Here is a 12,159-nt window from a genome sequence, read left to right on the forward strand (position 1 = left end):
TTTGATGGTTATTCGAGTTTAAATGGCACTGGAACAGTAATGGTGAAGTTGCTACTTCTTAATGCTTCTGGCGGTGTCGGGAATGGTAAGGCTTTTTCTACCATTTCAAGTGCTTGTTTATCGAGTACCTCGTAACCACTAGATTGTATGACTTTTTTTGATTTAAGCTTGCCAGTACCATCCAATTCGAGCTCAATAATGGTCTCACCTTGCCATCCGCGCATTTGTGCAATTTTTGGATACTTCTTATGTTTGCTAATGGCATTCCATAGTGCGTTACCATATCGGCCTGTTGCATTGTCAATATCTGCTTGGCTCGGTGCTGGGGGTGGTTCTTTCACTGGTTCGGCTACTGGGACGGTATGTGTGGGTGCTGGGCGTTCTGGTGCTGGCTTTACTGCAAGAACTTCTTGTGGCGGTGTTATGACGGGCGTTTCGACGACCGGTTGCGATTCCTGAACTATCGGGCTGGGTTTATCTTTGATAACTGGTTTTGGTTCAGGTTTTAATTTAGGCTCAATCTTGGGTTGAATAACTTCAGGCTCTGGCGGAATTTGTTCTGGCTGTGTTTGCGTCTGCGGTTCTGCTTTTTTAGCTAAGCTAATTTCTAGTACCTCAGGTTCTTTTACATCATCGAGTTTGATATTCGGGATGATGAGCGCGAGTAAGCCATGCAAAAGTACTGAGCAGATAATAGCCCATACGATTGTGTATTCCTTGGATGAGGGTTGGATTACAGCTGAATTCAAAGAGAAAAAAGGCCTAGTGAATAGTGGTTGAGTTAAAAAAGACACGAAATTATACAACAAGCTATCTTGATTGCTAGTGTGCTATTTGACGGATTGTATGTTGTCGATAGTTTGGGCTATTCATATTTTTTGAACTCTGTAATTTAATAAATCATCAAAGTTAAACAATACCATCTAACACTTGTACTTGCACCATTGCTCCAGCTTCTAGGTTGCCAACAGATTCATCTAACACAATAAAGCAATTGGCTAACGACATTGAGCTTAATAGTGCAGAGCCTTGGGCGCCAGTCGGTTTTACTCGCCAACTCCCATCAGTATCCGCAAATAATATCCCTCGCTGAAACTCTGTGCGACCAGTCATTTTTTTTATTGCTTGAGTACACTGCACACTAAACATGGGTAATGGCACTGGACTGGATTGCCCCATAAGCCGTAGCAAAGCATCGCGAACAAACTGGTAAAAAGTCACCATGACGGCAACTGGATTGCCAGGTAAACCAAAGTAATGCGCACTGCCAACCTTACCATAAGCAAGTGGCCTGCCTGGTTTCATGGCAATCTTCCAAAACATGACCTGACCGTGTTTTGCGAGCAATAGCTTCATATAATCAGCCTCACCCACAGACACGCCACCACTTGTGATAACCACGTCAGCTTGAGTTACGGCGCTTAGTAAGGTGTTCTCAAGGAGGATTGGATCATCTGCAATGGCTCCCATATCCATTACCTCAACACCAAGTTTTGTTAGCATGCCAAATAATGTGTAGCGATTACTATCGTAAACTTGCCCAGTTTGTAGCGGTTGGCCCACGCTTACTAGTTCATCACCAGTAGAAAAGAACGCCACTTTTAACTTGCGATAGGCACGCACTTCCGCAATTCCTAAAGATGCGATTAATCCTAAATCAGCTGGGCGCATTAAGTGTCCGGTTGCAAGTACGGTTTGCCCTAGTTTTAAATCCTCTCCAGCATAACGAACATTCGCATGCGGCTTGGGTGCTTCGATAATATTGATGAACTTGCCATCAACGACGGTTTTCTCTTGTACAACAACCGTATCAGCTCCTTTTGGTATTGCCCCACCTGTCATAATTCTGACGCACTGGCCATCTGCAACTGTTCCTTCAAAAGCTTTTCCTGCAAACGCAGTACCTATCACCATTAAACGTGATGCAGAAACATCCGTTGCTTTAAGTGCGTAACCATCCATCGCTGAATTATTGTAATTGGGCACGTTGGATGGAGATGTAATGTCTTCTGCCAACACGCGGCCTAAGCTCTCAGCTAAGGCCAGTGTTTCAAACACTGAAACAGGGTTTAGGAACTGTTGAATAAATTCACGCGCCTTTGCGACAGGCATCGCATTAGGATCATAATCATCCATGCAGCTAGGATTGCTGACTAAATTTTTGAGTGAAGTTTCGTTAATCATTTGGAGTTAAATCTGCTGTTTATAGAGGTTGATGTGATGGTTGTCTAATATTGAGATGTGTAATTATGCGTATTCGGTGTGTATTTAATCTTTGAAAGGTTTGCTCATTTTGATTCTAGCTTGATAATGTCTTCTGGGCTGTTTAAGTTTTCAAAAGCTGGACTGTCTACACCGAAGTCTACCTCCGTATACCTTTGACCTTTTTGCCATGCACTTACTTTTCTATTACCCTCCGCTAAAAAAGTTTCTAAACTAGGGAGTAGTGTTTTTTTGCACAAACAAAATACTGGGTGAGTTTTGCCACCACAGGTTGCAACTGCGATATCAGCACTATCTTTAATCAGCGCTGTTTTCAGCGCTTGAACTAAGTTTTCTGGTAGCAGGGGAGAGTCGCAGGGTACGCAAAGCACTAAATCATTTGTCGCATATTTTAAGCCTAGCTGGATGCCTGCAAGTGGCCCAGGAAAGTTTGCAACTTCATCTTGTAGTACCCGATAACCTAGTGCACTGTATTCAGTCAACTCTCTATTGGCGTTAATGATCACCTCGTCCACTTGCGGTGATAATCTGGAAATGACGTGCTTAATCAGTGGTTTAGAGTTAAATTGAATTAATCCCTTATCGACGCCACCCATACGTGCAGCTCGCCCACCAGCAAGAATGATGGCTGAAACAGACATTAACCGCCGGTGTGAGACATGAATCTTACAACGGCTGGTTTTGCGCGCTGTAAGTCAAAGTCATGTCCTTTAGGTTTAATTGACATGCTGTCGATAATTGCCTGAATCAGGGGGCGGTCGTCATTGGGGTGGTTGCGTAAAAGTGGCATGAGGTCAACTTTATCTTCCTGACCTAGGCATAGATATAGCTCACCTTTGCAGGTGATACGCACTCGGTTACATGCTTCACAAAAATTGTGCGAATGTGGTGAAATGAAGCCAATTTTTGTTTTACTGTTAGCAACTTGCCAATAACGTGCTGGTCCGCCTGTGGATTCTGTACTTGCAACAAGTGAATACTTGCTTTGCAATGTTTTTAGAGTTTCTGCGTTGCTAACGAAAGTGGAGTCTCGTGCATGATTCACCTCACCAAGTGGCATCTCTTCAATAAATGAAATGTCAATTTCTTGATCAATTGCATAATCGACTAAGCTCTGAACTTCATCATCATTGGTACCGCGCATCAGTACAGTATTGAGCTTGATGTTATCAAAACCAGCTTGTTTGGCAGCTTGTATGCCACGCAACACTTTATCTAGCTCGCCTGTGCGCGTGATTTTTTTAAAGCGGTCGCTATTTAGGCTGTCTAGACTAACATTAACTCGTTTAACTCCAGCTTGCTTTAAGCTGAAGGCTTGTTTTTCTAATTGGCTACCATTTGTAGTAACTACTAACTCTTTTAGCTTTTTAAGTTTGCCCACTTCTTCGAATAGCCATAATGCATTTTTGCGGACTAGTGGCTCGCCACCAGTGATTCTTACCTTTGTTACACCTAGATTAACAAATACTTTTACCAGTCTTGCGCACTCTTCAAGGCTGAGTACGTCTTCGCGTGGCAAAAAGGTCATTTCCTCGGCCATACAGTAAGTGCATCTAAAATCGCAACGGTCTGTAATGGAAAGCCGAATGTAGTCAACCTGACGACCAAATTGGTCAATCAGCTTATCAGGGTAATTAGATGTTGAATAAGGCACTTTTTCAGTCACAACTTGTCATATTGAGTAACATTTTACATGTATATTATAGTAGCATTATACAATTGTAATGATAGTCGTTTTGGAGACATTAGCTTGCCTGATTCAAACACACCACAAGAAGATATGAATGCGGTAATTAATCGTTTAATTACTGAACACCAACATCGTCCTGGCGCATTGTTACCTTTGTTGCATGCGATTCAAGATAGTATTGGTTATGTGCCTGAGGCTGCTTATCCACAGATTTCTAAAGCGTTGGCTTTATCTGTGGCAGAAGTGCACGGTGTAGTCACGTTCTATCACCATTTTAGAACACACAAACCTGGCCGTAATGTGATGCAAATTTGTCGTGCTGAATCATGTCAGGCAATGGGTAGTGAGGTGCTGGAAGCGCATGCGAAAAAATGTATGAATATTGACTATCACCAAACCACAGAAGATAACGCGATTACGCTAGAAGCTGTGTATTGCTTAGGTAACTGCGCATTATCACCATCAGTGATGATGAATGATGAAATTTATGGACGAGTGTCTCCATCTGATTTAGATGCATTGATTGCGGAGGCAAGAGCATGACAACAAAGATTTATATTCCACGCGACTCTAGTGCTTTGTCAGTAGGTGCGGAAAAAGTGGCAACTGCTGTTGCCGCGGAAGCAAAAAAACGTGGTTTGGATGTAGAAATCATACGTAATGGTTCACGTGGGCTCTACTGGCTAGAAACTATGGTGGAGGTGTCAACTCCTGATGGTCGCGTTGCATATGGTCCAGTTAAGGTGAAAGACGTACCTTCACTGTTTGATGCTGATTTTGTCAACGCTAAGCCTCATGCTTTGCATTTGGGTCTAACAGAAGAGATCGATTGGATCAAAAAACAGCAGCGTCTAACGTTTGCACGAGTAGGTGTGACTGATCCAGTATCTTTAGATGATTACATCGCACATGATGGATACAACGGTTTGAAAAATGCACTAAAACTTACTGGTGCTGAAATCGTTAAAACAGTGACTGACTCAGGCCTTCGTGGTCGTGGCGGCGCTGCATTTCCTACTGGTATCAAATGGAATACGGTTTTAGGTTGTGAGTCAGAGCAGAAATACGTGGTTTGTAATGCTGATGAGGGTGACTCAGGCACATACTCTGACCGTATGATTATGGAAGGTGATCCTTTTGTGCTAATCGAAGGGATGACGATTGCTGGTGTCGCAGTGGGTGCAACTCAAGGCTATATCTATTTACGTTCAGAATATCCTCATGCATTAGTTACACTTAATCAAGCGATTGAAGCCGCAAATAAAGCAGGCTATTTGGGTGATAATGTGTTGGGTAGTGGTAAGGCTTTCCATCTGGAAGTGCGTCGCGCAGCAGGTGCTTATGTCTGTGGTGAAGAAACTTCATTGTTAGAAAGTTTGGAAGGTAAGCGCGGTTTGGTACGCTTTAAACCGCCACTACCAGCGATTGAGGGTTTGTTCGGTAAACCAACGGTTGTGAATAATGTAATTTCACTTGCATCAGTGCCTATTATTTTAGATAAAGGCGCACAATTTTATGCTGATTACGGCATGGGTCGCTCACGTGGCACCTTGCCAATTCAACTTGCTGGTAATCTTAAGCACAATGGTCTTGTAGAGTTAGCATTTGGCGCCACCTTGCGTGAACTGTTATATGACTTTGGTGGTGGCTCCGCCACTGGTAAGCCTATCCGCGCAGTGCAGGTTGGCGGACCTTTAGGTGCATTTTTACCTGAAAGCCAGTTTGACACGCCTTTAGACTACGAAGAATTTACCAAAATTTGGGCGGTACTTGGTCACGGCGGTATTGTCGCATTTGATGACACGGTCGATATGTCAAAAATGGCACGTTATGCATTTGAGTTTTGTGCGGTTGAGTCTTGTGGCAAATGTACCCCATGCCGCATTGGCTCAACACGTGGCGTTGAAGTGATTGATAAAATCAGATCAGGTAAAGACCACGCCAAAAATATTCAATTAGTACGAGATTTAAGTGACACCATGCTAAATGGCTCATTGTGCGCGCTAGGCGGCATGACCCCTTATCCTGTACTTAGCGCACTTAATCACTTCCCGCAAGACTTTGGACTACCTGCTGAAACGCAAGCAGGTTAGGAGAGAATAATGGACGAAATTAAATACAACCCGAACATCGATTACGGTACGCCTTCAAGTCAATCCGCTAAGCAAGTGACGCTGACGATTGATGATAGAGAAATTACGGTACCCGATGGCGTTTCTATTATGCACGCAGCTGCAGTGGCTGGCGTGATGGTGCCTAAGTTATGTGCAACCGATAGTCTTGAGCCTTTTGGTTCCTGTCGCTTATGTTTGGTAGAGGTGGAAGGTCGCCGTGGCTATCCAGCGTCATGTACCACACCAGTGGCAGAAGGCATTGTTGTACATACTCAGACGCCAAAGCTTGCGGATATTCGTCGCGGCACAATGGAGCTCTACATTTCAGATCACCCATTAGATTGTCTCACTTGTGCAACCAATGGTGATTGCGAGCTACAAGATATGGCTGGCGCGGTTGGTTTACGTGAAGTGCGTTATGGCTATGATGGTGAGAATCACTTAGCTTCAGTGAAAGATGAAAGTAACCCGTATTTCACATTTGACCCAAGTAAATGTATTGTCTGCTCACGCTGTGTACGCGCTTGTGAAGAAACACAAGGTACGTTTGCACTGACCATTTCTGGGCGCGGTTTTGAGTCTAAAGTTTCTGCTGGTAATAAGAGCTTCTTAGATTCAGAATGTGTTTCTTGTGGTGCTTGTGTACAAGCTTGCCCGACAGCTACGCTGATAGAAAAAACAGTCATAGAAGCAGGCACGCCAGAGCATAGCGTTACAACAACATGTGCGTATTGCGGTGTAGGTTGTAGCTTTGATGCTGAAATGAAAGGCGAAGAAGTCGTTCGCATGACACCAAGTAAAAATGGCGGTGCGAATCATGGTCACTCATGTGTGAAAGGTCGATTTGCATGGGGTTACGCAACCCATAAAGACCGCATCACAACACCTATGATCCGTAAGAGCATCAAAGACCCTTGGCAACAAGTGGGCTGGGATGAGGCAATTAACTACGCAGCAAGCGAGTTAACACGCATTCAGAAACAGTATGGTAGCGATGCCATTGGTGGTATTACCTCTTCACGTTGTACCAATGAAGAAGTTTACGTGACGCAGAAATTGATTCGTGCAGTATTTGGCGTGAACAACGTAGATACATGTGCTCGGGTTTGCCACAGCCCAACTGGCTATGGTTTGAAACAAACATTGGGTGAATCTGCTGGTACACAAACATTTGATTCAGTGATGCATTCTGATGTGATTTTCATTATTGGTGCTAACCCAACAGATGGTCACCCAGTGTTCGCTTCACAAATGAAACGTCGTTTACGTGAAGGTGCTAAGCTTATTATTGCTGACCCGCGTGAAATTGACTTGGTTGCTAATTCTCCACACATTCGTGCGGATTATCACCTCAAACTACGTCCAGGTACTAACGTTGCATTAATTTCAGCATTAGCACATGTGATTGTGACTGAGGGCTTGGTGCAAGAAGCATTTGTTAAAGAGCGTTGCGAGTGGGATTCATTTGTAGAGTGGCGTGATTTCGTTGCTAAACCTGAAAATTCACCTGAAGCATTAGCAGATGAGTTAGGCGTTGATCCTGAAGTTGTTCGCTCTGCTGCAAGATTATATGCAACTGGCGGTGATGCTGCGATTTACTATGGTCTTGGTGTGACAGAGCATAGCCAAGGCTCTACTACAGTGATGGGTATCGCTAACTTGGCAATGGCAACTGCTAACATCGGTCGTGAAGGTGTAGGCGTTAACCCGTTACGCGGTCAAAACAACGTACAAGGTTCATGCGATATGGGTTCAATGCCGCATGAGTTCCCAGGTTATCGTCACGTAGCAGACGATGCGACACGCGCATTGTTTGAAACGGCTTGGGGTAGACCACTAAGTAAAGAGCCTGGCCTGCGTATTCCAAATATGTTAGATGAAGCTGGAGAAGGTAACTTCAAAGGGCTATATTGTGTAGGTGAGGATATTGTTCAGTCAGACCCTAATACACAGCATGTGACTCACGCTCTAGAAAATATGGAGTGTGTGATTGTTCAAGATTTGTTCTTAAATGAAACAGCAATGTTTGCGCATGTGTTCTTCCCTGGTGCTTCATTCTTAGAGAAAAATGGCACATTCACCAATGCTGAGCGTCGTATTTCACCTGTGCGCAGAGTAATGCGTCCAAAAAATGGATATGAAGATTGGGAAGTTACCACTAAATTATCTGAAGCATTAGGCTACCCAATGCCTTATAACCATGCATCAGAAATTATGGATGAGATTGCTGCGTTAACACCTACGTTCCATGGCGTAAGCTTCAAAAAACTAGATGAAATGGGTAGTGTGCAGTGGCCATGTGATGATGAGCATCCAGATGGAACACCGATTATGCATATTGATGAGTTTGTACGTGGAAAAGGAAAGTTCTTTATCACACAATATGTACCAACGACTGAAAAAGTGAATGCGAAATTCCCGTTGATACTAACAACAGGTCGTATTTTGTCTCAATACAATGTTGGCGCGCAAACACGCAGAACTCAAAACACGGCATGGCATCCTGAAGATATTCTTGAAATTCATCCGCATGATGCAGAAGAGCGCGGAGTTAAAGAGGGCGATTGGGTAGGAATTGTGAGCCGTGCTGGTGAAACAGTGCTGCGCGCTAAAATTACTGAGCGTGTACAAGTTGGTGTTGTATATACGACATTCCATCACCCTGAATCTGGTGCAAACGTAATCACTACTGACAATTCAGATTGGGCGACTAATTGCCCTGAGTTCAAAGTAACCGCAGTTCAGGTATCAAGAGTGAGTCAGTTATCAGATTGGCAAAAACATTACAAAACATTTAGTGAAGCTCAAATTGCTTTTGCAGGTAAAAAAGCAGAAGCTGCAAAAGTTAGCTAGGAGTTTAGGCTGTCTCTAATATTAGATGCATCTACCAGTAGGTTCGAGGTTGAGCAGTGGCAGAATGGGAAGCTACAGCTAGCCTCGGATTGTTTGGCAGAAGAAACGCCAGTTGCATTAGTTTATAACGGCGTTTCTCATGCTGTCATGTTAGCAACAGCTCAAGACTTGGATGATTTTGCATTAGGTTTTTCCTTGTCTGAAGGCGTTGTAGAGAGTGCTAGCGAGTTATACGATATCGATGTTCAAGTGCGTGATAACGGTATCGAGTTGCATTGTGAAATTGCAACCGAACGTTTTGTACAGCTTAAAGAGCGTCGCCGCACATTAGCGGGCAAGACTGGTTGTGGTTTATGTGGCGCAGAAAGTTTGGCTCAGGCTGTACGTTATCCTGAGCGGCTAACTTCTCAATCTGTATTTGCTGCGGCAAACATTATGCGCGCTTTACAGTCAATGCAGGCAAGGCAGGTGTTGCAGCAACAAACAGGCGCAACGCATGCCAGCGCATATGCTTTAGCTGATGGTACGTTGAGTATTGTGCGTGAAGATGTAGGTCGACATAATGCCCTGGATAAGCTTGTTGGAGCGCTCGCGAAAAACAGTGCTGAATCTGAGCTTATTCGTCATGGATTTTTCATCACTACGAGTCGCGCCAGTTTTGAAATGGTTCAGAAGACAGCCAGTGCGGGTGTAAGTTTGTTGGTTGCTGTGTCAGCACCTACAGGCTTGGCTGTGCGTGTGGCGAAAGCGTGTGGTTTAACCTTGCTAGGTTTTGCTAGAGAGAATAGGTATGTGGCTTATAGCCATGGTGAAAGAATTTTGAAACAATAATAGATAGAAAAGCTAGCGTATATGGATATTAAACGTTTAATTTCAATGGCGAATCAGATCGGTGATTTTTATGAATCGTATCCGAACCAGAGTCATGCCCAAGAAGATATTGCTGGGCACCTCAATCGTTTTTGGGCTTTGCCTATGCGTAAACAAATAGCAGAATATGTGAATGTTCAGGGTGGTGAAGGTTTGCACCAAAAAGTTCAAACTGCAATAAAAGCACACCTGCAGATATAAATACTGCGTTATGACTAACTTAACAAGATTTATTTGAACTATCTAAAATATTAATCTAGCTAGGTTAGTTGTTGATGGAATTAATTGGTGCTATCCAGCAGTGTTCTGTATTGTCTTGGGTTGTCGCTGATAAAGCCTAAAGCTTTCTTTTCTGTCAGCAGCTCTCTTTCCTTGCCAAACTAACTTCCATTCATCACTAGGTTGCATTCTAGCTAAACCTCTTTCATCTTGAATCAGATAAAAGTCGCAGTTGGATGATTGGAGGCTACCAATAAACTCTAATTGAAAATTCGTGTAGTAGTGTAGTAGTAGGCTTTGTGACTGGCCAACATTTAGTGTGTTAATGCAGGTTGTGCTCATAGGTACAGATTTTTGTAAGCTATTAAATACAGGCAGATAGCTTTTAGCGTTATCAATCCATGGTAGCCACAGAGTCATCAATAGTCCCCATCCAAACGTCATACCTACAGCCCAGTTAGTGACTGCAGCACGGTTACTTTGCCTTGCTCTGACACATGTAAAAATCCAGATGCTCGTGATGATGATGGCAAGTGTTAGGCTGATGATATCAAGATTGGCATTATCGGCACCAGATAAGAACTGCATTCGCTCTTTGAGTTTAGCAGGGTAGCCTAGTACCATCGCAACCCAGCCTAGCCAAATAAGTGAGCCGGCTAATGCAAATAAAGAGATACCAAACCAGTTGAGCGCTGATGCCGCGCCTCGCTTAAGATGGTCAACACTACCAGCGCCTATTGCAACCAAAGGTAATAGTAAGGTCAGTGCGTTAATGTCTTTATTGTCGGCGCCAGCCCCTAATAAAACTAAGCTGCAACCAAAGAAAACAAGTATTAGTTGGAATCTTGGTTTAATAAGCAACTGGGCACGATAACGCCATAGACTCCATAACGCTAATGGTAGTGCAGGCCATGCGTACCAGATTAATATCTTAAAGAAGTAGAAGTAATGGTAGTGATTGAAACTGTTAAGTTCAGCATGAATCCATGCTTGGAATAAATCAGGGAAATAGACTACAAAAGGCACTAGCCACAAACCAATGAGTGGTATTGCAGCCAAAAATGCCGCGCTAAAAAAGATAGCAAAACTTTTTGTGCGCCAGTTGCTAAATGCTAGTCCTAAAACTAGCCCTGTAACAATTAAGATTAGGACGGGTAGTAATCCTTTAGATAAGAAGCCAATTGCAATCGCTGCCCCCATTAATAGGCTTGCCCTCCATGGTCTGCGTTTGCAGAGAGCTAAGGCGTAAAAGCCTGTTGCTGTGCTTGTGAGTGTGGCAACCTCTGCATTGAGGCTGTGTGCATTTAAAATAAGGCCGATAGTGCCTATCATGATGAATGTTGCATAACGACCTACACCACGAGTCCATAATTCTCGGCCAGCCATACCTACCATGAGTAACGTAATAGACATCCATAATGCATTAATCAAGCGTGCGCCATCATGTATCTTTAATAGAGGGCTCAGTAGTTTTGCGCTAGCTGCGGCAGATAGATGGTAAAGCGGAGGTAAGTCAATTAGTGTTTGATTTGCCGCTAAAGGCGCTATTAAATGACCATTATTTAGAATGTCTTGAACGATGCTAATGCTTGATGTCTCAAGTGGTTTCCATGGGGTGTGACCAATTAGACCAAGAAATATCCAAATAATAGATAAGAGGATAAGCAGTTGAGATTTTGCGTTCTCGCCAATGCGTGCTCGGGGCGTAGACATGTTGCCTTGCCAGTCGTGATCAAGTTGAAAGCGCATGTTGGTTAACTCAGTATCTGCATCATTGAAGTGTACTCATTTTATATGAGCAAGCGTGTTGGATAAACATCATAGTAAAACAAAAGGCAGCCTAAGCTGCCTTTTGATGAACGATAATCTGCAAGCAGAGTCGTAAACTTTGAATTACATACCGTATTTTTTACGGAATTTATCAACACGGCCAGCCGTATCAAGAATCATTTGTTTACCAGTGTAGAACGGGTGTGATTTTGAAGAAACTTCAATTTTAACTAATGGGTACTCTTTACCATCAGTCCACTTGATCGTGTCTCTTGCATGGATAGTAGAGCGAGTTAAAAAAGTAAAGTCAGCACCAATGTCTTGAAACACAACTTCACGGTATTCTGGATGAATTCCATCTTTCATAATAATAGCCTCTTATTGATTGCCGAATGATACGGCATATGTTGCAAATTTTTG

General features: G+C 43.4%; 11 protein-coding genes. 5 read left to right on the forward strand and 6 right to left on the reverse strand.

Going from position 1 to position 12,159, the window contains the following annotated elements; genetic code table 11:
- Positions 1-8: 8 nt before the first annotated feature.
- The 4 genes from A391_RS0103000 to moaA all read right to left on the reverse strand — a co-directional run bounded on the left by A391_RS0103000 (position 9) and on the right by moaA (position 3,889).
- Complete coding sequence (locus A391_RS0103000) at positions 9-749, reverse strand: energy transducer TonB (protein ID WP_019897234.1); 741 nt, start codon at positions 747-749, stop codon at positions 9-11.
- A 160-nt stretch (positions 750-909) separates the two neighbouring features.
- Positions 910-2,184, reverse strand: a complete 1,275-nt coding sequence (gene glp, locus A391_RS0103005) for a gephyrin-like molybdotransferase Glp (RefSeq protein WP_019897235.1) — start codon at positions 2,182-2,184, stop codon at positions 910-912.
- 104 nt (positions 2,185-2,288) lie between these two features.
- Positions 2,289-2,864 (reverse strand): molybdenum cofactor guanylyltransferase MobA, encoded by a 576-nt coding sequence (gene mobA, locus A391_RS0103010; RefSeq protein WP_019897236.1) that lies wholly within the window; start codon positions 2,862-2,864, stop codon positions 2,289-2,291.
- Positions 2,864-3,889, reverse strand: coding sequence for a GTP 3',8-cyclase MoaA (moaA, locus tag A391_RS0103015; protein WP_019897237.1), 1,026 nt, complete (start codon positions 3,887-3,889; stop codon positions 2,864-2,866). The genes mobA and moaA overlap by 1 nt, the downstream gene beginning before the upstream one ends.
- Positions 3,890-4,003: 114 nt before the next feature.
- Between moaA and A391_RS0103020 the strand changes: the two genes are divergently transcribed.
- The 5 genes from A391_RS0103020 (at position 4,004) to A391_RS0103040 (ending at position 9,951) form a co-directional block, all read left to right on the forward strand.
- A complete protein-coding gene (locus A391_RS0103020; RefSeq protein ID WP_036316972.1) occupies positions 4,004-4,456 on the forward strand; it encodes a formate dehydrogenase subunit gamma in 453 nt (150 codons plus the stop codon).
- On the forward strand, positions 4,453-6,006 hold the full coding sequence (locus A391_RS0103025; RefSeq protein WP_019897239.1) for a formate dehydrogenase beta subunit: 1,554 nt from the start codon (positions 4,453-4,455) through the stop codon (positions 6,004-6,006). The genes A391_RS0103020 and A391_RS0103025 overlap by 4 nt, the downstream gene beginning before the upstream one ends.
- Before the next feature lie 9 nt (positions 6,007-6,015).
- On the forward strand, positions 6,016-8,880 hold the full coding sequence (gene fdhF, locus A391_RS0103030) for a formate dehydrogenase subunit alpha (RefSeq protein WP_019897241.1): 2,865 nt from the start codon (positions 6,016-6,018) through the stop codon (positions 8,878-8,880).
- 93 nt (positions 8,881-8,973) lie between these two features.
- Positions 8,974-9,711: a formate dehydrogenase accessory sulfurtransferase FdhD gene (gene fdhD / locus A391_RS0103035; protein ID WP_019897242.1), complete on the forward strand. Its 738-nt coding sequence runs from the start codon at positions 8,974-8,976 to the stop codon at positions 9,709-9,711.
- A 21-nt stretch (positions 9,712-9,732) separates the two neighbouring features.
- On the forward strand, positions 9,733-9,951 hold the full coding sequence (locus tag A391_RS0103040; RefSeq protein WP_019897244.1) for a formate dehydrogenase subunit delta: 219 nt from the start codon (positions 9,733-9,735) through the stop codon (positions 9,949-9,951).
- A gap of 90 nt (positions 9,952-10,041) precedes the next feature.
- Here A391_RS0103040 and A391_RS0103045 read toward each other — a convergent pair whose 3' ends face one another.
- Together A391_RS0103045 and A391_RS0103050 are read right to left on the reverse strand one after the other, a co-directional pair.
- Complete coding sequence (locus A391_RS0103045; protein ID WP_019897246.1) at positions 10,042-11,718, reverse strand: ArnT family glycosyltransferase; 1,677 nt, start codon at positions 11,716-11,718, stop codon at positions 10,042-10,044.
- 144 nt (positions 11,719-11,862) lie between these two features.
- Entirely contained in the window at positions 11,863-12,105 is a 243-nt protein-coding gene (locus tag A391_RS0103050; RefSeq protein ID WP_019897248.1) for a type B 50S ribosomal protein L31, read from the reverse strand.
- Between the last annotated feature and the right edge of the window lie 54 nt (positions 12,106-12,159).

Origin of the sequence: Methylotenera mobilis 13, from assembly GCF_000384255.1 — a bacterium.
Classification (GTDB): Bacteria; Pseudomonadota; Gammaproteobacteria; order Burkholderiales; family Methylophilaceae; genus Methylotenera; species Methylotenera mobilis_B.

Coding starts and splice junctions, on each gene's coding strand:
- glp (WP_019897235.1), bottom strand. CDS start 2,184: ATGATTAACGAAACTTCACTCAAAAATTTAGTCAGCAATCCTAGCTGC.
- mobA (WP_019897236.1), bottom strand. CDS start 2,864: ATGTCTGTTTCAGCCATCATTCTTGCTGGTGGGCGAGCTGCACGTATG.
- A391_RS0103020 (WP_036316972.1), top strand. CDS start 4,004: ATGAATGCGGTAATTAATCGTTTAATTACTGAACACCAACATCGTCCT.
- A391_RS0103025 (WP_019897239.1), top strand. CDS start 4,453: ATGACAACAAAGATTTATATTCCACGCGACTCTAGTGCTTTGTCAGTA.
- fdhF (WP_019897241.1), top strand. CDS start 6,016: ATGGACGAAATTAAATACAACCCGAACATCGATTACGGTACGCCTTCA.
- A391_RS0103040 (WP_019897244.1), top strand. CDS start 9,733: ATGGATATTAAACGTTTAATTTCAATGGCGAATCAGATCGGTGATTTT.
- A391_RS0103045 (WP_019897246.1), bottom strand. CDS start 11,718: ATGCGCTTTCAACTTGATCACGACTGGCAAGGCAACATGTCTACGCCC.
- A391_RS0103050 (WP_019897248.1), bottom strand. CDS start 12,105: ATGAAAGATGGAATTCATCCAGAATACCGTGAAGTTGTGTTTCAAGAC.